Raw genomic sequence first — 22,893 nt, 5'->3', positions numbered from 1 at the left:
ATGGCTTGAGCGCTCTAACTAACGGCTCTCACTCGGCCTTGTTTAAGGTCTGAAAGAACCTGTGCTTTTGGACCATCTGCAATGATGCAGCCTTTCTCCATTACGATCACTCGATCGACAATGTCCAACATCGACGTTTTGTGTGTAATTAGAATTAACGTCTCGCTTGGTAGCAATTGGTTTAGTTGGTGTTTGATGTGCATCTCTGAACGGTTATCCATAGCACTGGTCGGCTCATCCATTAGCAATACTGGCGGGCGTCCTAGAAAGGCTCTCGCAATGGCAATTGACTGACGTTGACCACCAGACAGCAAGGCACCACCTTCACCGACTTGGCGTTCTAAACCTGCAGGATCTTGCTGAGTAAACGCAGTTACGCCTGCACGGTTCGCTGCATCCATCACGTCACGGTCATCCACCAAAGGGCGACCTAAGGTGATGTTGTCTCTTACCGAACCGTAGAACAAGTTACTGTCTTGCGGCACGCACCCTATATTACGTCGTACGTCGACATGATGCAGTTGCTCCATATCCGTGTCATCAATGCGTACATGGCCTTCTGTGGGCTTGTAGAGGCCCATAATCAGACGTTCTAGTGTGGTTTTACCTGAACCAATACGACCAATGATTGCTACTTTCTCACCAGGACTAATATTGAGGGTTAAGTCTCTGATAGAGGCCACTGGTGAATCAGGGTAGTGGAACGTCACTTTATCTAGCGCGATATGACCCTGAATAATTGGACGGTGGATGTAGCGTTTACCTTCTTCTTGTTCATCAGGCATCGACATCACTTGCTCAATCAGAGTCATTGATGACTTCGCTTGGTTGTAACGAGTCGAAAGTAGCGACAGCTGAACAAGCGGACCAATCGCTCGGCCACTCAGCATGGTTGCAGCGATCAAGCCACCCATCGTAAGTTCACCTTCTGCAATTAGATACACGCCAAAGATGATCATACCAACGTTAGTACTTTGCTGAACAAAGCCGGCGGTGTTTTGGATGCTGTCTGTGATGCGTCGGCTTTTGATATTCCAATTCGCCATGTGAGCAACAGCTTCTTCCCAACGGAATTGGAATTGGCTTTGCGCACTGAACAGCTTAACCGTCTCTAACCCTGCCAAACTCTCGATTAAGTTCGCGTACTTCTGCGAAGCAAGACGAGAGCCTTCCTCAATGGTACGGCGCAGTGGGCCTTGGATTAGCAACGCGTAGATGATCAAAATAACCACGCCAGCAACGGGAACGAACACAAGGTTTCCTGCCATTAACCAAATGAGTGCTAAGAACATCAGTGCGAAGGGTAAGTCGATTAACGAGCCAATGGTTGCAGAGGTAAAGAATTCTCGAATGGATTCGAACTCTTGCAAGTTTTTAGCGAAAGCGCCGACAGAAGCAGGCTTTGCTTCCATGCGAATCCCTAGCACCTTACTAAACAGCTTGGAGGAAATGAGAATATCGGATTTCTTACCGGCAACGTCAATGAAGTAGCTGCGCATCAATTTGAGCAGCAAATCGAATAGGAATACGACGAAGATACCACTCGCTAGCACCCACAAGGTTTCAAAGGCGAGGTTAGGGACTACTTTGTCGTACACCAAGCGAGTGAACATCGGCGCGGCAATTGCGAAGATGTTGATCAGAATGGAGGCGATCAACACATCTCGGTATATGTTTTTAGATTCCCAAATGGTGCTCCAAAACCAATGCCCTTTACGTGTTTTTAGAACCTCTGGTGAACGTTCATCATAACGGAACTGTTTCTTTACCAAGAAGTAGCGACCGATGAATTGTTCTTTCAGTTCTTCGACAGGAATGATGATTGGCACCATTCCGCTTTCCGCTGTAATGATTTCCGCTTCTTGCTTCTCTAAATCGATACTGTTGAGAACGCACGCCTCACCTTGTTTAAGCAGTAAAACTGCAGGCAGAATCAGGTGAGGAATCTTTTCTAAGTCGGAACGGTTTTCTTTCGCCACTAATCCCGCTCGCTCAGCAGAACGTGGGAATAGGAAAGGGGTTAGCTTTCCGTCTGATAGTGGTAGCCCATTGATCAACGCTTCGGGCGAGTTAGCTAACCCGTAATACCGACTAACGTAGATCAGTGAGTTCAATAGTGGATCTTGCATGTGATATAACCCTTACAACTATTTATCAACAATGAAGCCTTGGAACACTTCTACGTAGTTATCAGACAGGATATCTAGCTGAGTCTGAGTTTCTATTCGTGACGCGATGGTGGTGACGCCTAGGTTGTGAGCGGTTCTAGAGATCGATGTTAAGGTGAACTTCTGTTTTTCGTCATCAAGGTTATGTGTGAACAGGTAATCTAGTTTCACATAACTTGGACGGTATTCGTTGATGTAATCCAGTGATTGGAAGTTACGTCCGTAGTTATCGACACCAAACACCGCTTCAGCGTTGCGAATGGTGTTACATAATAGTGCCGTGTAGTGCGGAACGTTGATGAAGCAGTTTTCTGGAATCTCAAAGTGCAACAGGTGAGCGATTGAAGCATTCTGTTCAAGCGTCTTACCGATCCAACGGATGAAGCTTGGTTGAGAAATACTGCTTGGCGAAATATTAATAGCGACAGGGCTGGTTACTTCTTTTGCATTGAGCTTTTCAATCATCTTCTCGATAACGTATTGGTCGAGAATGTGGCTCATTTCAAGCTGTTCTAGCGCGTATAAGTACTGGTTGGCGCCGTAACGCACACCATCTTTTTCAATCGCAGAGAATACTTCTTGGTGATACGTTTTACCAAAGGCATTGTTTGCAGCCTGCAGACGGAAGGTAATGAGGTCGTTAATGATCGCTTCTTCAACCAACATACGCCATTGTTGTTTGCCCATCACAGCGCCGTGATCGTCTGCGGTTACGTAGCCGTAAGCAAGTTCTCGATTCGCCTTGGCACTTGAAAGCGCGTTATCCACCAGCGACATGATTTCAGTACTGGTCTTACGCTTGTTGCTGTATGTCACACCAAGAGCAATGTGTGGGTTCGCAGTACCTGTTGGGTCTGAACCTAGGCTCTGAATACAGTTTACGATGCTGCTCGCGACAAGTTTCAGTTCGCTCTCATCAATGTTTGGCATGATGAAACCGAACTCGTCACTAGAAATACGAGCGATGGTGATATCTGGTGATGAGATTGAAGCTTGCAGCTGTTCAGCCAGTTGATGAACCAAGGCATCACCTTCTTGATAGCCCTTTTCATCGTACTCTTCGCTAATAAACTCCGCTTTAAGTACCGCTAAACCACCTAAGCTCGACTCTTCTAACCATTGAGTCAACTGAGACATGTAGTAAGCACGGTTACCTAGCTGAGATACAGGGTCGATATACGCTCTTTCACGTAACTTCTGAGCTTCTTTCGCTTGGTTTTTAAATGCCAGTTCAACTTGAGTCGACATGTGGTTGATACCATCGACAACCAAGGTCAGATCTTTTGTCTTTGGACGAGCTAGAGGTTCACCAAACTGATTTTTGGCGATCTGATCCATTTTGGTAATGATCAACGAGAGCGGGCGTAAAGCGCGCTTAAGGATCCAAGAAATAGATACCAAACCGAGCAAGAAGATCGTGCCAAAGATGCTCAGTAAGCGGATGAATGCTTGCCAAAGTTGATCGTAGGCAGGACCTGGATGACTTACGATCTCGACTTCGGCCAATTGCATCCAGCCACTGGTGATCACGCGGCGGTCATGAACAGGTTCGAACAGGTTTAGGTTGGTAAACCACTCTGGTACGCCGGTTGGCTTTACAGGGTATGAGCGGAGAATGTCTTCACCGCTGTCGAGAAAGATTAATCGAACGACGGAATAAGAACTGCCATCAAACAAGGCGTTGATAACAGACTCCACTGCCACCTTGTCCTTTTCTTCTAGGTAAGGGGCGAGAGCCAGTCCAACAGTATTAATGGTATTACTTACCTCAGAGCGTTGCTGCTCCTCTAAGTATCCACGGGTGGTATTAAATTCGATCATAAAAACTGACGTCATCAGCAGTATGAACACTGCAACCATCCCGACCACAAGCTGTTTATATAAAGTCATTGTACCTACTCATCGTAATTGATAATGGGTTTGTTTAATTTTAGAGAGCGCTCACGGGAACGTAAGTCGTTCCATAAGCTCAATCTTGAAGATTTCCCTGCTAACTTGCCGCTGCCTGCCGCCGACTTGATCAACCAAAGGTTTTTACCGTTGAAACTGTAAATTGGTCGTAGATCTGGGCGTTTGGAACCGCGTTTAATTTCAGGGTTTAAGTTGTCTAAAATTAGTGGCTCTGCACTCGGTGTTGAGTAGTACGCCAACACCATGTGGAACTGATTTAGCTCAAGTGCCTTTACGTACACCAATCGTAATTTCTTATCTGGGACGCCCAGTTCAAGTAAAGAGAAGTATTTTGCGATAGTGAAGTCTTCACAATCACCGGCGTTGCTGCCTAAAAATTCCAGTGGTGTTGCCCAGTAGTCATTCTTTCCCCACAGTATGTTGTCATCGACAAAGTACATCTGGTTGAAGAACTGGTTCACCGACCTGAGCTTCTCTTGTTCACTTAACCCGTCGTATGACGTCATATTTGAGCGCCATGTTGCCACTCGCTTTCCGGCTCTGTCGCCGTAGGTTTTGGTCACCGCATCTATCCACCGTTGGTCACTCTTGTTGAGCGCCACTGAGGTAAAAGAGGTGAGGACCAGCAGCAATAGCGAAATCCGAGACTTCATAGCCTCTGCTCTTGTCTATTTACTGTGTATTGAAAGGCGTTATCAAACATCAAACGTCCTTACTCTTTTAGTGCATTGTTTTGAGCGCTTAATAGTGGCTTCAACATGTACTCAAGCACGGTTCTTTTACCCGTGATGATATCGACAGAGGCGGTCATACCTGGAATGATTGGCAACTCTTCGTTCTGTCCAAAATTGTGTTTTTCGGTGCGCACGCGCACGATATAGAAGCTATTGCCTTCTTCATCTTGAGTGGTATCGGCACTGATGTGCTCTAGCACGCCTTCTAGACCACCGTATTTAGTGAAGTCATAGGCACTAAATTTAACGATGGCAGTCAATTCTGGGCGTAGGAAAGCGATATCTTGCGGGGCGATTTTCGCTTCAACCAATAGAGAGTCTTCTGTCGGTACAATCTCAACGATGTCCATACCCGGCTGGATAACACCGCCGACAGTATTAATACCCAATGTTTTAACGGTGCCTGTTACAGGAGAAACCACCACGGTACGGTTTACTCTGTCTTCAAGGCCAACGGCCGATTCGGTCATTGCAGAGAGCTTGTCTTGGGCTTGATTGAGTTTTTCTTGTTGTTCGGAGCGGAAGTTCAGTGCGGCATCAATACGGCTGAGCATGGATTCTTTGATTGCTGAGCGTAAAAGAGGAATTTTTAGTTCGCTTGAGGTCATTTCTCGGCGAGTATCGTTCACTTGTCTTTGCAGTTTAAGTAATTCAATTCGTGGTACCACCCCTTCATCGGCGAGAGGTTTGGTGATATCCAGCTCTTGGCGAGCAAACTGGTAGCTCTGTTTTAGGTTTCGAACACGCGCTTTAATCTCAACTAGGTCTTGCTGTTTCTGTTCAACTTGTTGATCAAAAACGGAAAGCTGGTTTCTCAGATTATTGAGATCTTGACGATATTCTGCTTTTTGACGATTAACCAGTTGAGGTTGAAGTTCATAGAATTTAGGTGGGAACGCAAGCTTGCCATAATCGAGAGTGACACTTTTCTTCCATTCCTTTTCAGAGAACTCTTCGTTGATGACAACACTGGTCAGGGAAGCGGAAAGCATTAACACGTTGGCGGTCAAGTTCGCGACTTGTTGTTCACGTTCGCGGAAGTCAGAACGGAATCGTGTGTCATCGATCAATAGTAGTTGTTGACCTTTTTGAACGCTTTGGCCTTCTCTAACTAAGATCTCTTTAACCAAGCCACCCTCAAGGTTTTGCACCACTTGGATCTGAGAGGAAGGGATGACTTTGCCTTGGCCAACGGTAACTTTGTCGATCTCTGCCCAGGCAGACCACCCAATAGCAGCAATAAAAAACAGAACGATCACCCACAACATAATACGCGCACTGGTGGGCGTATTGAGGAGCAGTGCCGCTGTTTTATCATCGACATACTCAAGCTCGGTCTCGTTCAATTTGCTGAAATTTTTCTGACTCATAACAGTCCTTGTTCGCTAAATAAAAGTGCAAGCCTATTGAGTGTATTCTTACTTCTGATAAATGTTAAGATTTTGTTCCTTTAAATCTTTGAATTTATATATTTTTTAAGACCTATCGGTTCTTGAAATCCGTTTTATCGAGCTGGTGCTTTCTTAGTTTGTCATACAGTGTTTTTCGCGATACCTGCAGCTCTTGTTGTACTTCTTTTAAACGACCTTGATGGCGATGTAGTGCCTCAATCAAGATAATTTGTTCAAAGCTATCGGTGCGTTGGTTTAACGACTGTTGTTGCTCTTCAATGCTTATATCGAGTTCATTGTCGTCATTTGGCTCATTAGTATCGCTGTCGAGCGACGGCTGTTTAATTTGAGTCAGCACTCTTAGTTCGGCATGTTGGCGAAGTTGGCGAATGTTCTCCGTCCAATGCGTTGCAATGAGTCGCTGAACCTCTTTTTCCGTAATGACGGGTGGCGGCAGTTGATAGCGACTGGCTGCACCGCGAGCAAAGTGTTTAAACAAAGAGCCAATATCTTCCGTTCTTTGCGCCAAGGGTAGTAAATTAAATCGGCGCAGTTCACCTGTAATTGTAGTCGGAACTACTGTAGTTGCGATAATGATACAAGTTGCATTGGTCTTGCATGAGTTTTCACGAAGTAGAGTGGGTTTTAGATTCGCTAACCACTGCCATTGATCCTGAGTTAATGCTTCTGTTTCATGGATATAGAGTGTTCCACCTTGATGCTTCAAGAACAGTTGCAAAATAAACTGATGGAATGTTGCTTCGTCACTGCGTGGTAAATTAAATGCTGCGACAGGGCAAAGCTCTGCGGTTTGATGACTGTGTAAATCATGGGTGTATTGTGCAGTGACCCTTTTCCCCGTCCCTAAATCACCAACAAACAATAGAAGTGGGTTGGTTTTGGTATCTAGGGTGATCAATTCTCGGCGTAATGCCTGCATCGATGGCGATTGACCAATCAGTTTTGGGCCAACCTGATTTTGCATTGCCAACTCTTTACGCAATAGGTTGTTCTCTTCAACCAGTGCGAGTTTATCTGCGGCTTTTTTAACGGCAGTGAGTAGGGCATCGACCACAAAGGGCTTTTCCAGAAAATCGTAAGCGCCGGCTTTCATCGAGGACACCGCGGTTTGCACGTCACCATGTCCGGTAAGTACGATGACCTGAAAATGAGGATTTTGGCTCAGTAACTTTTGCGTCAATTGAATGCCATCCATCACCGGCATGTGAATATCGGTGACGACAATTCCGGCTTGCGTGGTATCTATTTTCTTTAATGCCTCAATAGCATTGGGAAAGCAGACAATATCGATGCCTTCAATGAGCATGGCTTGTTCTACGGAGTCTCGAATGGCGGGTTCATCGTCGACAAAGTAGAGTTTAGGCATAGAGTGCAAAAGTCGAGTCCTTAGCAGTATGTGAGATTCGTTTTCTAATCAGCGATAACAACGGCGTGTTAGCCCTTATCGTTATATAACGGGATGTTTAGCGAGAATACCATGCCTGAAGGCTCTAACCGGTTCGCGCTGATCGTGCCGTGATACGCTTCAATAATCCGTTTCGATATTGAAAGCCCTAGCCCTAAGCCTTCCGGTTTGGTGGTAAAAAACGGGTCGAACAGCTGATCTAGCTTATCGTTCGGCATGCCAATTCCGTTATCCCAAATGATCAGCTGACAAGCGTCATGATGCAGTTGCCATTCGATGCCTATCTGTGGGCTAGCCTGTTGGTCAACGCTTTCCAGGTTTTGTTGCTCCTGCAAGATTTTCTGTTCAAGAACTTGCTGTTGAAGCGCTTGAGTCGCGTTGTGAATCAGGTTCACCAGTACTTGTTCTAGTTCGGTTGGATGAATCGCAATATTGATATCATCTGGCACCGTGCTTAGCCTCAGCGTAATACCTTGCTTGATCATCAGCGCACTGAGAATGCTGGTGGCGTTATTGACCGCTTGATGCAGGTTCGCCACATGATGTTCTTGTTTGGTGACCTTGCGAGTAAAGACTTTGAGTCGCGCGATGATGTCGGTAATGGTGTTGTTGAGGCCAATCATCTTCTCAAGATTGCTTTTCACTAAATCGGTTCGTTCCATTTCCAGTAGCTTTAAGCTGTTTTCACTGTAGGTTCGCAGTGCTGCTAGTGGTTGGTTGATTTCGTGGTTAATGCTGGCTGACAGCTCGCCGAGTACCGCTAATTTCGCGGTTTGTGTCAGCTCTTGTTCTGTCTGCTTTAACTTGGATTGCGACTCTTGGTATTGAAAAAGGGTTTGTTGCAGCTGTTGATTGGATTGCTTCAAGTAGTGGGTACGTTTATCAACGGTTTGCTCTAGGTTTTGGTTGAGTCGGGTCAACGCCACTTTCGCGAGATAAGTCTGGCGCCACGACCAAGCGATGAGCATCACCAAGCTGTAAATCACTACGAAGATGACATCGATCTGAAAGATTTTAATAAGTTCAGCTTTGGTCTCTTTTAGGGCGACAACTTGGTACTGATTGTTGCTGATGGTAGCGGGGTAAAGATTAAATGCACCAAGCTTGAATAACTGGTTGGCGGTGAGCTCTTTTCGGATTTCATTGGATTGAAGGTTGCTAGATTGATTGGCGTTGCTAGCTTCTGACTGAGAGCTTGAAGAACGAAAGGCTTCGATGATCGAAATTTCACTTTGACCGTATTGGCGTTGAAGTGCGATATCCGTTTGTTGTTGCTGCGTTAGTGGCAACAATGAATGATAAAGCCATGGAGCTTGGCTTGATAGAAAGACCACTTGGTTAGAGTCGAGTACTACGATCTCAAAGTCGTCGCTGGTCAGGATGTTTTCGAGGTTCTCTAAACTCACTTTTACGGTGATAACGCCAACAATTTCCTTGTCGATATACAGAGGTGAAGATAGAAAATAACCGCGTACGTTCGAGCGAGCGCCTAGCGCGACATATTGTGTGTTGTTACCTTGAATGGCAGAAGCAAAGTAGGGACGAAACGAGAAGTTCTCACCTACAAAAGTACGAGGCTTTTGGTAATTACTGGAAGCGACCACAGTACCGCTCGGGTCGTGAATATAGATGGTGTCGGCTTGGCTTTGATTCGACCATTCAAACAGCAATTGATTGAGCTGCGCAGCGGAAATCTTGTCTGCTTGCGGTGATGAGTCAAAATAAGAGAGCAAGCGTGGGTCATGGCTGAGTAAATCTGGGATCTGTTTGAATTTATCCAGTTCAGAATCGATTTGTAGATTGGCTTTATTCGCCGCTTCATCGAGTTGCTGAGTGACGATTTTTTCTTGGAATTGCACTGCCATAAAGTGGGTTGCAGTCAGCCCTGCAGCTCCCAATAACAATGAGAATAAAACAAAGGGCGTCATTAGGTTAGGCAGTATTTTGGTCACTCGGATCTCTGCTTGTCATCGGTTTGTATAAAGATTATCAATATGATGGAGAGAGTACCGAGATCTTGTTAACACAGAGCACCTTCTGTGAGACAAAACCATGGCTTAGACTTGTGTTTCAAAGGATTACGGCGCAAAATCACAAAAAAATTAAAAGGAGCAACCAAATGGAACTGACAGATATTCGTCGCGAATACGCTAAGGGTGGATTGAGACGTAAAGACTTGGCCGCAGACCCGATTGAGCAATTCAATCTATGGCTAGAGCAAGCCATTGAAGCGAAGTTGACGGACCCTACTGCCATGACAGTTGCTACGGTTGATGAAAATGGTCAGCCATTCCAACGCATTGTTCTGCTGAAGAATGTTGATAAAGACGGGTTCGTTTTTTACACCAACTTAGGTAGCCGTAAAGCGCACCAGCTTGAGCACAACAGCAAAATCAGTTTGCACTTCCCTTGGCATCCACTTGAGCGACAAGTTCATATTACGGGCACGGCTGAAAAGCTGACCGCTATGGAAAATATGAAATACTTCTCGTCACGTCCAAAAGAGAGCCAATTGGCCGCGATTGCAAGTAAGCAGAGTAGCCGCATCTCAGCTCGTGGGATTTTAGAAGGTAAGTATCTAGAGCTTAAACAGAAGTTTGCCAAAGGCGAGATTCCTGTGCCTTCTTTCTGGGGTGGCTTCCGTGTACGTGTAGATAGCATCGAGTTTTGGCAGGGTGGTGAACACCGCTTGCACGACCGTTTCTTGTTCTCTCGCCAAGACAATAGTTGGGATATTGATCGCCTAGCACCTTAGGCTGCTTGATCGCTTAGCTGCTAACAGATCCAAAAATGCCGTTGATTAGACTTATCAAATCAACGGCATTTTTTTGTCTGAATTTTCAGCTGATTAGTAAATCAATCACTGTGTAGAACAACAGATATCTGTTTTTTGAGCAGAGTTTCTGGGATCACTGAGCCCAATCCTGAATCCAATGCATACTCAATCAATTGGCTTTTGCTGCGTGCATCGAACTTCTGTTTCAATCTGGCGACATGACCTTCGACCGTTTTGATTGAAATGTTTAACGTCGACGCGATGTACTGTGGTTTCTTGCCGAAAAGCAGTAAGAACAGCACCTCTGATTCTCTCGAAGTCAGCCGCTTTTGCAGCTTAGACACGCGCGGCTCTGACCCCGCAAGCGATGCCTGATCGCCTTTTGTCCCTGTGGCCTGACAAACCCAATGACCGACCTCTAAGATCGCGGTATCGGTAAGCTCTTGGCCATAGAAGATGGTGCCTTGGACGTTGTCGTCATCATCAAGCCAAGGGGTTTTGGTAAAGATATGGGCGTGCCAGCGTCCGTCTGGATAGGGGTGAATATCGAGGATCTTAAGGGTACTGCGTGTATCCATCACATGTTTGTCTTGAGCTCTGAAATCTTGTGCGCACTCAGTGGTTTGACTGGGCATGTCGAAGTCGGTCAAGCCAGTACAAGTCTCATTGGGTTTTAAGCCAATCAATTGGTTGTAAGCAAGGTTGGCGTACACGAAGACCGAGTCAGTATCTTTGCAGCCCCAGCAGCCTGGAAGTTGTTCGAATAAAGAACGATGTATGGAGTTGAGTGGATCTGGCAAGGTTTTATCTCGTAAGCTGAGGTATGGCAATAATATCAGTTTCTTATAGCGCTGCAATGGCAATTAGAGTACGAAAAATAAGGGGTGACTGACAGTTAAACGGACTGCTGTTTAACTGTGTCAATCACGGAGAATCGATGGGCATAAAGGGTGATAATCAGGCAAAAAAAAGCCAGCCTGAAGAGGGGCTGGCTAAAGACAAGATATGCCTTGTCGACATGTAGAAGATTTTCAGTCTAATTTACGAGGGTCAGGTAAATTAAACTGAGGCATCAATTTGATACCCAGAGTGACTTACTACTCTATCGACGAATCTACTCCTAGGAGTGCTTATGCATAAGGGGGGAATTCCCCTATAAATGCTGCTCAATGTGATAATTGAGAACCTAGAGTAAATATTTGGGATTCTGAGCTTGTGATTGAGAGCCTACAGCTCTCGTACTACTCGGAATCCTAGATAGTTCGCTGCCGTTGAAGGCGGTACGTACAGTTCGTTAAACACCTTTGCCTCTTCAGGAGAGAAGCTCCACGCGCCACCCTTCGCTAGGCCTTTCTGAACGGTTGTCCATTCCCATACATTACCCACCATGTCGTAGAAGCCTGTTGGCGTTGGTAGGAATGACTTAACTGGAGATGTGCTAACGTTTGACCAAGGTGTACCCGCCCAGCCAGTATTGGCTTTGCCTGAACGGAATTCACTGCCCCACCAGAAGTTGGTGTCTTGGCCTGCTCTTGCTGCAGCTTCCCACTCTTGTGGTGTTGGCAAGCGGTAAGTGAAGCCGGTGTTTTTAGATAACCAACGTGTATAAGCTTTGGCATCGTTTTGGCTAACACAAACTACCGGTGAGTTATCAGCTTGCTTAAAGCCTGGGTTCTGCCAGTCTTTATCTGAAACGGTTGTGATCTCTGCATTGACGAACGTATCGCAGGTATTCATCAGCTCAGCGTCTGTCTGGTAGTCAGTGCTTTTTACGAATGCTCTGAAGTCTTGAACACGGGTTGGCGTTGCTGCTAATGCAAACGGCTGTTTGATCGTCACTTGTTGTGCGTTGTTTTCACCCAGTAGGTAGCGACCCGAGCCGACAACAATCATTTCAGGGCTCTGAATGTCGTTACCCATCGGATCGGCAAACTTGGTGCCGACATTCAATGAATTTTGTTTGGCTTGCAATACGGCTCGTAGGTTGTGATCGCGGGCTATCTTCAGCTCTTGATGGAAAGAAAGGTAGCCTTCTTTTTCGATCGTGACCATGTGTTGGCCTGTCGGTAACATCACTTCAACCGGTGTACTGCCATAGTTTACGCCGTTGATAGAGACATTGTCGTTGTATTGATTTGAACGAACCACCAAGTTAACCCAAGCGACTTCTTTTTGTTGGTCGTTGGCTTGTTGCTCGCTTTGAGAGAAACAATTTGATGACTGAATACCAAGTAGGCGACAAGGGGTGTTCTTATCTGGACGAGTTTCTAGGTTCGCCGCAATCACCGCTCGGTAACGGTTATCTTCAGAGAAGCCAGAGGATTTCACTTTGTGTTGCAGAACGTGAATGTTCAGCGAAGCAGACGCAAGGTGCTCTTTCACTGTTTTCGATTCAGTCGCGTTGTCCACTAGGCTATGCTGGAACTGTTTTACCGCTTTTTGAAGTGCCAATGTCACCGTTTGGTCTGAACATTGCGCCAGTGTCATATCGCTGCTGCAACGGTTGGTAAAGCTAACGGTTTGCTCTTCCGTCTGAGTGATTTCGTTTCTTAGTCGCTCTGCTCTTGCTCTTAGCTTATCTTGGTTCAGGTTTGCGATTGAAGCTTCTGCCGCGGCTTTCTCGGCTTGGATAGCCTCAAGCTCCATCACCAAGCCCTGCTGCTTCTGCTCTGAGTCTGAAATCGCAAGCTTGCCCTCTTTTACGGTTTTCCAAGCGTCTTGGAAGCGGTTTTGAGCAAGCGAGATATCGAAATCGGGCTCATCAATCATGCGCGTGTAATCTTGCTCTAGGCTGGCTTTCGCTTTTGTGAGTGTTTGCTCTGCTTGAGCTGATAACTCAGCTAGACGTGCCGTTTGCTGCGCCTGATTGTCGACTTCATTTTGTTTGTCAGCCAATTTCTTCTCAACAGCCGTTAAGTCGGCATGCTTTTCGAAAAGTGAGCTTTCAATGTCGGTGACAGATGACGCGATCGCTGGTGGTGTTGCCTCAGCAAAAACAGCTGGCGTCATTAAGCAGGGAGCAAGTGCAAATAATAGAGTAGGAAGACCTTGGCGCATGATGGGCTACTTCAATCGTAATTTAGGTTAATCGAATATTCTAAACGAGAACGCCATTTCGTCTGCAGCTATTGTTTATAACGATAAAATAAGGTTATAACGACCATACAAGTTTGTAACGATCATACAGTTTATAACTATCAACAAAATGGCGAGTGTTCATTCAGCTTTGTGAAATAGGCACGGCTATCTGATATAGAGCTAAGCGTTTGAATTGGCTCAGCTCTATATAGAAAGGGTGTTTAGCTTTCTTTGCTAGGAAGAAGCTTAACCCAAATCGTGTCGCTGCCGTTGATGGTAACTGTGCGGTTGTAAGACTCGTAACCTTGTTTTGAAATGGTTACTTGGTGACGACCACTTGGTAGCGCAACCTCAAGAGGGGTGCTGCCATACTTAATGCCGTTGATGGTTACTGAGTCGTTGTACTGATCAGAACGTACCGTCACGTTAGCCCACTGTTTGTCACTCTTCTTAACGACTGCTGCGTCACTGCCTGTTAAACAGTAGCGAGTCGAAACATTCAATAGGTTACACGCTGCCACTGCTTCAGGTTTTGCTTGAAGTTGAGCTTGCATCTGCATGAAGTAAGAGTTGTTACCAGAGAAGCCGCTCTTGATCGCTTGGCTGTCTTGAACATGGATATTCAGCTGAACACCTTGTAAGTTTTGCTTCGCAAGTGTGCTTTCTGTGAGCTGCTCAAGTAATTTGCTCTTGAACGTTTGCACAGCTTTTTGATTGGTCAGGTGTTTACCCTGTGCAGTACACTCACCCAGTGTCATTGTTGATGAACATGTGGTGGTGTAGTTGGTTTCAAGTACCGCACTTTCACGCAGTTCTGTTGCGATACGTTTTACGCGAGCTTCAACTTTTGATTCTCTCAAGTTTGCCAGCTCATTATTCAGGCGAGCTTGCTTTTGCTTGATTTGAGAAAGATGAATTTCGCTCTCGTTGATCGCTTGTTCGTTATCTAGTTGAGACGATTGGTTCTCTTTAACCGCAGACCAAGCGTCTTGGTAACTTTTCTGGAAAGAGACCAAATCCGTTTCTGGATCTTCAAGCAAGCGACTGTACTGTTTGTCGAGTACAGACTTGGCTCTGTTACGTTTTGCCTTAAGTTCTTCACCTTCGCGTAACAACTTGCTGTTCTTGTTTTGAAGTTGTTTTAGGTTTTCAGTCGCCGATACTTTGGTTGCTGAAATACGCTCAATATCTGAGTTTTTCTCTGTTAGCTTTGCATCGATAGCTGAAACGGGATCGACTTGATTCAGTTCTTCAGCGGATACCGATGCAGATACCCAAAGTGGGGATAGCGCAAGTAAAAGCGCTGAAATTCGAAAGTTAGTCATAGGTCCCTGCAACTTGTAGATTGAAAATTGGCTCGTTAATAAAGTGTCTACTTCCTAGTTGTGAGTCACTAGTTATTAGCAATTAACACAGTACCCGTCTTTATACCGTTTTATTGCTATCCAATCTACTCAAAAGCCAAGTTTCGGTACTTCGGATACACTTTTTACAGGTTTATAGTCAATTATTTGAGCTATATAAGAAAATTTATTCATTATGTTGGCGTGAAGAAGCATTTATTGACCACATGGTTTTTCGCGCTTGTGTGATTGCTTGTGAAGCCCCTAAACTCGCCGGAACGATTGGTTTTACAATGCCCGTAGTTTGTACACTCTTGATCATCTTTCCGGAGGCATGATCAAGACGATCGCGGTAATGATCTTCTGTTTAACGCGAGGAAATGACTCTCATGATCATTTACAAATTCATCTTATGCGGATTTCAGAGTATTATTCTTACTATGTCGATCTGAGTATTTTGCTGTCATGCCAAAACCTTTACCCTTTCCAAACCTAGACTTGTCCCCGCTAGGCCTTACTGGCCCTCGCCCTGCGGAGATCATTACTTTGCCTTCGCATATGGATTGTCACGATCACCATTATTCTCAGGTCGTGATTGGTTTAAAAGGTCAGGCAGAATTTGAAGTTTGCGGTAAAGGTAATCTTATCGGGCCGGGTCAAGGTTGTGTGGTAACAGCGAGCTCTGATCATGCTTTCGGTGGGGTAGTCGGTCAGTCGGATATCCTAGTGCTCAATATGCCAGTGCCAACCGATGATGACCCTCTGATGTTAGAGAAGATTAACCAGTTAGAATCATCGAACGTCTACTTCCAATTAGACGCGCAAATTCAAAAGCTTATCCATATGTTGGTGCAAGAAATGCAGGCGAGCCCGGATGATCTATTGTTAAGCCGTGCCTGTAATGACACGGTGATCGCTCTGATGCAAAGGCACATCTCGGCATTTGAAACCTCAATTAAAGACTCGCGTTTTGATCTTGAAGCACTGGATCGCTACATCGAACAACACCTCGCGAATAAGATCTCTGTCGCTCAGCTTGCGGGCAGCGTATTCTTGGGCGAAAGCCAGTTCCATATGCTGTTCAAAGAGCAAATGGGCATTACCCCTCACCAATATGTTCTTGGTAAGCGTATCGACCGTTCTCGCCGTTTAATTGAACAAGGTAATCTTAGCCTTGGCCAGGTCGCTGAGCTGGCTGGTTTCTCCGGTCAATCCTCTTTTACTCACACCTTTTCACGCCTTCAAGGCATGTCTCCATCCCAATACAAAAAGAAAATTTCTGTTAAATAGTGAAACAAAACGGCATATTATTTTAAAGTTTCATATGTGACGTTGTGTTTGTTTTGTTAATAAAGCGAGTTTTTAGCAAAAAACTCGGAGTTTTTGACAAGTAATCCTTATATACTCTAAATACACTGCAGCCATTGTAGAGATCCCGGGCTAATTCCGGGTGTGAGATTAAGGAAAACGCATGTTTACAGCTACTGATGTGTTAAAGCCAGAATTCAATGAGCAGTCGCTTACTGATCTATGGTCGCTTATCTCACCATTATATATGGTGGATGAAACCCAATGGCTAGAGCAACTTCTGCCGCTAGCTACCCCTTCTGAGTCAGAAAAGCAGCAAATTTCAGAGAAAACGACCTCATTGATCGAAGCTATCCGTGCGGATAAGACTTCTATCCAGATGATCGATGCACTGTTGCTTGAATACAGCTTAGATACTCAAGAGGGCATCTTGCTGATGTGTCTGGCGGAAGCCTTGATGCGTATTCCTGATTCAGCAACGGCTGATGCATTGATTCGCGACAAACTCAGCGTTGCGGATTGGAAATCTCACCTAAAGAATTCTGACTCAGTGTTTGTTAACGCATCCACTTGGGGATTAATGTTAACGGGTAAGGTAGTTGGGCTTTCATCTAAAGAGCAGAGTGCAGGTCAAGCGGTTAACCGCTTAGTGAACAAGCTTTCTGAGCCGGTAATTCGTAAAGCGATGCACCAAGCAATGAAGGTCATGGGTCATCAATTCGTTCTTGGCCGCAGCATTGCTGAAGCGCAAAAGAACGGTAAGTCTATGCGTGATAAAGGTTTTACCTACTCATATGACATGCTAGGTGAAGCGGCACTGACCACTGCTGACGCAAACAAATACTTCAAAGATTACCTAATGGCGATTGAAGCCGTAGGTCGAGACACATACGTCTCTTCAAAATCGAGCCCAGCACCGTCTGTTTCTATCAAGCTTTCTGCGCTTCACCCACGTTATGAAGTGGCGAACGAAGACCGAGTATTGACGGAACTTTGCGACACGCTAGAACAGCTATTGCGCCGTGCAGTAGAGCTAGACGTTGCAATTACGATTGATGCGGAAGAAGCGGATCGCCTAGAGCTTTCTCTTAAATTATTCGAAAAACTGTACCGCACTGACCTTGTAAAAGGGTGGGGTAAATTTGGTCTGGTTATTCAAGCTTACTCAAAGCGTGCACTACCGGTTCTAGTATGGTTAAACCGCCTAGCGAAAGAGCAGGGTGATTTAATCCCGCTTCGCCTAGTGAAGGGTGCGTACTGGGACAGCGAAATCAAATGGTCGCAACAAGCGGGCTTTACTGATTACCCAGTTTATACGCGCAAAGAAGCGACAGACGTAGCTTACCTTGCGTGTGCACGTTACCTGTTGAGCCCAAGTGTTCGTGGCAATATCTTCCCGCAGTTTGCGAGCCACAATGCTCACACCGTTTCTGCTATTGCCGTAATGACCGATCATAAAGACTTTGAATTCCAACGCTTACACGGTATGGGTGATTCTCTTTACAACCATGCGATGGAAGCTTACCAACAGTCTGTACGTATTTACGCACCGGTTGGCAGCCACAAAGATCTACTGCCATACCTAGTACGTCGCTTGCTAGAAAACGGCGCAAACAGCTCGTTTGTACACCGTTTGGTTGACGCTCGTTGCCCAGTGGCAGAGCTGACTCAACACCCTGTCGATATGCTTCTGGCGTTCGATACATTGAACAACACTAAGATTCCTCTGCCTCCAGCGGTATTCCCTGAGCGTAAAAACTCATACGGTGTGAACATTGATATCGAAAGCGAAGCGCATCAGTTTGAAGAGCAAGTAAAAGGCTTCTTAAACAATCAATGGACTGCTGGCCCTGTGATCAACGGTGAATCTCTTGCCGAAAGCATGATCAAGGCTGATCAGAACGTTGAACAAGTGACTGCACCTTATGATCGTCGTATTAATGTGGGTCAGGTGGCTTTTGCTAACCTTGATCATGTTTCCGCAGCGATCACTGGCGCAGATGCTGCATTCGCTGATTGGAACGCAACTTCGGTTGAAACCAAAGCGGCTGCACTTGATAAGTTAGCTGACCTGATGGAAGACAACCTAGCTGAGCTGGTGGCGATTTGTCATCAAGAAGCGGGTAAGACGATTCACGATAGTGTTGATGAAGTGCGTGAAGCAGTCGACTTCTGTCGTTACTACGCAAAACAAGCGGATAACCTACAAGGTTTCGAACTAAAAGGTTTTGATGGCCAAACACGTATCGCTTCTCGACAAGGTCGTGGTGTGTTCGTTTGTATTAGCCCTTGGAACTTCCCTCTCGCGATCTTCCTTGGCCAAATTACAGCAGCTTTGGTTGCGGGTAATACGGTTGTGGCTAAGCCTGCAGAACAAACAAGCTTAATTGCAGCTCGCGCCGTTGAACTGATGAATGAAGCGGGTTTCCCTGCTGGCACGATTCAGTTACTACCGGGCCGTGGCGCTGAGATCGGCAGTGCGCTAACCAGTCATGATGCGATTGCGGGCGTTGCCTTTACGGGTTCAACACCAACAGCACAACGTATCAACGTGTCATTGGCGAGTCGTAACGCTAAGCCTGTTCCGTTTATCGCGGAAACCGGTGGTCAGAATGCGATGATCGTCGACAGTACCGCACTGCCAGAACAGGTAGTCCGTGATGTTATTCGTTCGGCATTCGCTTCAGCAGGTCAACGTTGTTCTGCACTGCGTGTGCTTTACATCCAAGAAGACATCGCAGACCGTGTGATTGCATTGATTCACGGTGCAATGGACGAATTGAGTGTTGGCATTCCACATCTTCATAAAACCGATGTCGGCCCTGTTATCGACCAAAACGCGAAACAGAAGCTAATGGCACACTTAGAAAACATGACCAATACCCAGAAGAAGGTGGCTCAACTTTCTCTAGGTACGGATTGTGAACATGGTGACTTTGTTCCACCAAGTGCGTTTGAAATTGATGACATCAGTTGCTTGAAAGAAGAACAGTTTGGCCCTGTGCTGCACATTGTTCGCTTCAAAGCGAGTGAGTTAGCGCAAGTGGTCGATCAAATCAACCAAACTGGTTTTGGCCTAACTATGGGTATCCACAGCCGTAACGAAACAACTTATCGTTGGATCGAGAAACACATTCGTGTGGGTAACTGCTACATCAACCGTGACCAAGTGGGTGCTGTTGTTGGGGTTCAACCATTCGGCGGTCAAGGTTTGTCGGGTACTGGCCCTAAAGCGGGTGGTCCTCACTACCTATACCGCTTTACAGATGTTCATTTTTCTCAATCACAAGACAAGGCATAAGGAGCAGTATCATGGTTCATCAAGTGACAGGTTTTTCTGATGCTTTGTTAGCGTGGGAACAATGGAATCTTACCGACTTTGATCATAAGAGTGCTCAGGTACTTTCATTTAAATCAGAGATCGAAAGCCAATCTGCGCCTTTGGCTGCAGTGGCGACTTATCACCTAGAGCAAGCGTCTGCGCTGCTTTCTGAGCATCATCTAATGGCGGGTCCTACGGGCGAAACCAATGAGCTGTATGCCGCTGGCCGCGGTGTGGCTTTGGTGATTGTTGATGATTGCGAAGAGAAGCTGCCGGCACTGCAAACTGCAACGGCGATGATTACTGCAGCACTATTGGCAGGTAACAGCGTTCAATTGTGCAGTGATGACGTGCAGTTCAACACCTTAATTGCTGATGCTGCAAAACAAGCGAATCTACCAACCAACTTAGTACAGGTTTCATCGTACGACGCTGCTCAACAGCTGCTGTCTTGCGATGTACGAAGTGCAGGTTACGTGGGTAATTCACAAACGGCACAAGCTATCAATTTACAGCTTGCTAAGCGTGACGGTGCAATCGTCGGTTTAGTGGCTGAAACGGATCTGGCGACAATGAATGTTGCTAATGATCCACACCTATCGCTGCGCTTCATTACCGAGCGTACGCGAACTATAAATATAACAGCCGTGGGCGGTAACGCGACCTTGCTCGAACTTGGAAGCGAAGCTCACTAACCTTCAGTAAAATTGGCTCTAAGCACTTTTGGTTTCTCCATTGTTGGTTTTTTCCATTTTTGGATTTAACCCTTAGTGCTTTGGAGCCTGAATACCTAACTCAATGCATTTGCTTGCCTTTACGGTGAGTGCCTTGCATTGAATTAGGCATGGAAGGCTTTCTACAAAATGAGGACTATCAAATGATAGAAAACAGTTTTGCAATAACGACGACGTTCATTGCGTATCTAATTATGATGCTAGCGATCGGTGTTATTGCTTACAAACGTACATCTAACTCAACTGACTACTTCCTAGGTGGTCGTTCGTTAGGCCCATGGCCTGCTGCACTTTCTGCTGGTGCATCAGACATGAGTGGTTGGTTGCTACTTGGCCTGCCTGGTTACGCTTACGCTGCTGGCTTTGAGGCATTCTGGCTTGCTGGTGGCCTACTGGTTGGTACTTGGGCAAACTGGTTAATCAGTGCTAAACGCCTACGTACTTACAGTATTACAACTGAATCACTGACGCTGCCTGAGTTCCTATCTCGTCGCTTCAACGATAACTCTAAGCTGATCCAAACAATTTCTGCTTTCTTTATCCTTTTATTCTTCCTTTTCTACACAAGCTCAGGCTTGGTAGCAGGTGGTAAATTGTTTGAAACGGTATTCGGCCTAGATTACACAACGGCGGTAATCATCGGTACCGTATGTGTGGTTTCGTACACCCTGTTTGGTGGTTTCCTAGCGGTATCTTGGACTGACTTAGTTCAAGGCCTGCTAATGTCTGCTGCGCTATTGATTGTACCAATCGCAGCAATGAATGGCGGCCTTGGCCAGCTATCTACAGACCTTCATAACATCAACCCAGAGCTACTCACGCTATGGAATGATGCGAAAGGTGAGCCTCTTTCTGCTATCGCGATCATCTCGCTAGCAGCATGGGGTCTAGGTTACTTCGGTCAGCCACACATCCTTGCTCGTTTCAAAGCAACGCGTAGCAATAAAGACCTAACAACCGCGCGTCGTATCGCGGTGGTATGGACTGCACTGTCTATGATTGGTGCAATGCTGGTTGGTCTGGTTGGTTTAATCTACGTAACGAACTCTGGCGCGCCTAAGTTAGACGATGGCGAGAAGATCTTCATGCTTCTTGTGAACGCGATGTTCCACCCAGTAATCGCAGGTATCCTACTGGCGGCAATCCTAGCGGCAATCATGAGTACTGCGGATTCACAACTTCTTGTTTCTTCATCTGCAATGGCAGAAGATTTGTACAAGCAAGTGCTTAAGAAAAATGCGACGTCTGAAGAGATCGTTCGTGTCGGCCGCTTCGCGGTAATCCTAATCTCTCTCATTGCACTTGTGCTAGCGATGACGCCAGACAGTTCAGTACTTGGCCTTGTGTCTTACGCATGGGCTGGTTTTGGTGCTGCGTTTGGCCCAGCTATCGTATTGAGCCTTTACTGGTCTCGTATGAACCGTAACGGCGCTCTAGCGGGTATCGTAGTTGGTGGTGTTACGATTGTACTTTGGAAACAGTTCACAGGCGGTTGGTTCGATGTGTACGAAATCGTACCGGGAATCATCCTATCAACGATTTCTATCATTGTGGTTAGCTTGATTACTGGCGAGCCAGAAGATGAAGTTAAGAAGCAACATGCTGAGTTCGAGAAGAACCTAGTTGAGCTAGACTAATTTACATTGTAAAGCAGATGTGAATTAGCTAAGAACATTGGCAACAACCAATTGATAAAAACAATAGAGTCACTTCGGTGGCTCTATTTTTTTGACCATTCCCTAATGCTTTCGACCTCGTGCTGGTCTATCTTCAATGACTCCAAACTCTTTTGATGGGCACTTGGCTCCATCATCTCAAACAGCCTGTATCAGTTGTACATGTATTTTTCATTGCCCCCGCAATTCTCCATGACGTGACCCTAGCGTTCTTTATCAATATTGGTGTTTATTGCTTCGTGCTCGATCAATATGTTTTTTGTGATCATTAAAAGCCGAGTTTTCTTTATCCGGGTGCGACTTTTGTCTTATTTCAAATTCGGGTGAATACGGGTGAAGTACTGCCGTTATCGGGTTTTACAATGTAAATCGAAACCGAATGATTAAAGGGGGGATAAATAGAAGAAGAAGGATCTTGATGACGCTTGATATCAAAAAACAAAGGGAAAATTGGCTGTTTTTTGAACTTAGCGCTCACTTTTGTCATTAGCTCGGTGAATTGTTGAACTGAATTGGACATGATGTGTCAATTGTCAGTAACCACTAAAGACCTATAGGACAAAGGTATGCCTGATCTCTATTGCAAAGGATGTAAAAAAACAACACTACATAAGTCTATAATGAAACGTTGTGAATCAGAGCCTGAGACAGCCTCTGGACGTATGATGCAATGGACGTCAAAGTTATTTAGTGGAAACCTGTATTACGATATGGAAACTCAGCACTTTTGTCGAACGTGTAACTGCCGTTGCGAAACAGGAAGTACTGTCCCCCAAGTTGGTTTAGCATAGCTAATAGTAAGCGCTCACTAACTTAGAGAGAAAACCTCCGTTTTAGGAGGTTTTTGTGTTTCTATGCGGCTTTGAGCGCTGGCTCAACGTCAATGGCGTCGCCATCAATCCTCACTTCCCATCCATAGTTTGAGTATTCACTTGCTAGTGCTTGAGCAACATCTTTTGATACCGTTACGTGTGTCCATGAACCAATACCGTAAGGCTTGTATGCGAGTTCTTGTGTTTTCATAAT

General features: G+C 45.7%; 16 protein-coding genes. 6 read left to right on the top strand and 10 right to left on the bottom strand.

The features are described 5' to 3' along the window. Positions 1–14: 14 nt before the first annotated feature. From MSG36_RS02225 to MSG36_RS02200, 6 genes are all read right to left on the bottom strand, one after another. Positions 15–2,129, bottom strand: a complete 2,115-nt coding sequence (locus MSG36_RS02225) for a type I secretion system permease/ATPase (RefSeq protein ID WP_248365991.1) — start codon at positions 2,127–2,129, stop codon at positions 15–17. A gap of 18 nt (positions 2,130–2,147) precedes the next feature. Next, positions 2,148–4,058: a LapD/MoxY N-terminal periplasmic domain-containing protein gene (locus MSG36_RS02220; RefSeq protein ID WP_048610189.1), complete on the bottom strand. Its 1,911-nt coding sequence runs from the start codon at positions 4,056–4,058 to the stop codon at positions 2,148–2,150. 5 nt (positions 4,059–4,063) lie between these two features. Continuing rightward, positions 4,064–4,732, bottom strand: coding sequence for a transglutaminase-like cysteine peptidase (locus MSG36_RS02215; protein ID WP_248365990.1), 669 nt, complete (start codon positions 4,730–4,732; stop codon positions 4,064–4,066). 59 nt (positions 4,733–4,791) lie between these two features. After that, a complete protein-coding gene (locus MSG36_RS02210; RefSeq protein ID WP_248365989.1) occupies positions 4,792–6,183 on the bottom strand; it encodes an HlyD family type I secretion periplasmic adaptor subunit in 1,392 nt (463 codons plus the stop codon). Positions 6,184–6,295: 112 nt separating this feature from the next. After that, positions 6,296–7,591, bottom strand: a complete 1,296-nt coding sequence (locus MSG36_RS02205) for a response regulator (RefSeq protein WP_248365987.1) — start codon at positions 7,589–7,591, stop codon at positions 6,296–6,298. Between the two features lie 68 nt (positions 7,592–7,659). Continuing rightward, positions 7,660–9,582 (bottom strand): ATP-binding protein, encoded by a 1,923-nt coding sequence (locus MSG36_RS02200; protein WP_248365985.1) that lies wholly within the window; start codon positions 9,580–9,582, stop codon positions 7,660–7,662. A gap of 167 nt (positions 9,583–9,749) precedes the next feature. On the opposite strand from MSG36_RS02200, the gene pdxH reads away from it, so the two are divergent. Next, positions 9,750–10,385, top strand: a complete 636-nt coding sequence (gene pdxH, locus MSG36_RS02195) for a pyridoxamine 5'-phosphate oxidase (RefSeq protein WP_017061203.1) — start codon at positions 9,750–9,752, stop codon at positions 10,383–10,385. Positions 10,386–10,486: 101 nt separating this feature from the next. On the opposite strand, the gene MSG36_RS02190 is transcribed toward pdxH, so the two are convergent. From MSG36_RS02190 to MSG36_RS02180, 3 genes are all read right to left on the bottom strand, one after another. Further along, the gene (locus MSG36_RS02190) at positions 10,487–11,269 is read right to left on the bottom strand and encodes a helix-turn-helix transcriptional regulator (protein ID WP_248365983.1); all 783 of its coding nucleotides are present in this window, start codon (positions 11,267–11,269) and stop codon (positions 10,487–10,489) included. 364 nt (positions 11,270–11,633) lie between these two features. Beyond that, a complete protein-coding gene (locus MSG36_RS02185) occupies positions 11,634–13,463 on the bottom strand; it encodes an SUMF1/EgtB/PvdO family nonheme iron enzyme (RefSeq protein ID WP_248365981.1) in 1,830 nt (609 codons plus the stop codon). A gap of 242 nt (positions 13,464–13,705) precedes the next feature. Beyond that, a complete protein-coding gene (locus tag MSG36_RS02180; RefSeq protein WP_248365979.1) occupies positions 13,706–14,809 on the bottom strand; it encodes a PEGA domain-containing protein in 1,104 nt (367 codons plus the stop codon). Between the two features lie 483 nt (positions 14,810–15,292). Between MSG36_RS02180 and MSG36_RS02175 the strand changes: the two genes are divergently transcribed. The 5 genes from MSG36_RS02175 (at position 15,293) to MSG36_RS02155 (ending at position 22,658) form a co-directional block, all read left to right on the top strand. Further along, positions 15,293–16,117 carry an AraC family transcriptional regulator gene (locus tag MSG36_RS02175; RefSeq protein ID WP_019823315.1) on the top strand — a complete coding sequence of 275 codons (825 nt, stop codon included), beginning with the start codon at positions 15,293–15,295 and terminating at the stop codon, positions 16,115–16,117. A 181-nt stretch (positions 16,118–16,298) separates the two neighbouring features. Further along, complete coding sequence (gene putA / locus MSG36_RS02170; RefSeq protein ID WP_248365977.1) at positions 16,299–19,436, top strand: bifunctional proline dehydrogenase/L-glutamate gamma-semialdehyde dehydrogenase PutA; 3,138 nt, start codon at positions 16,299–16,301, stop codon at positions 19,434–19,436. Positions 19,437–19,447: 11 nt separating this feature from the next. Continuing rightward, positions 19,448–20,152, top strand: a complete 705-nt coding sequence (locus MSG36_RS02165) for a 1-pyrroline-5-carboxylate dehydrogenase (protein ID WP_048614230.1) — start codon at positions 19,448–19,450, stop codon at positions 20,150–20,152. Between the two features lie 149 nt (positions 20,153–20,301). Continuing rightward, positions 20,302–21,828 carry a sodium/proline symporter PutP gene (putP, locus tag MSG36_RS02160; protein ID WP_248365976.1) on the top strand — a complete coding sequence of 509 codons (1,527 nt, stop codon included), beginning with the start codon at positions 20,302–20,304 and terminating at the stop codon, positions 21,826–21,828. Between the two features lie 605 nt (positions 21,829–22,433). Further along, a complete protein-coding gene (locus MSG36_RS02155; protein ID WP_076650547.1) occupies positions 22,434–22,658 on the top strand; it encodes a hypothetical protein in 225 nt (74 codons plus the stop codon). A 61-nt stretch (positions 22,659–22,719) separates the two neighbouring features. On the opposite strand, the gene MSG36_RS02150 is transcribed toward MSG36_RS02155, so the two are convergent. Then, entirely contained in the window at positions 22,720–22,890 is a 171-nt protein-coding gene (locus tag MSG36_RS02150) for a hypothetical protein (RefSeq protein WP_179946884.1), read from the bottom strand. Between the last annotated feature and the right edge of the window lie 3 nt (positions 22,891–22,893).

It is taken from the genome of Vibrio sp. 1CM8B (assembly GCF_023161685.1).
In the GTDB taxonomy this organism is placed as follows: Bacteria; Pseudomonadota; Gammaproteobacteria; order Enterobacterales; family Vibrionaceae; genus Vibrio; species Vibrio coralliirubri.
Note: the sequence above shows the minus strand (reverse complement) of the source record. Positions and strands in the feature narration are given on the sequence as shown.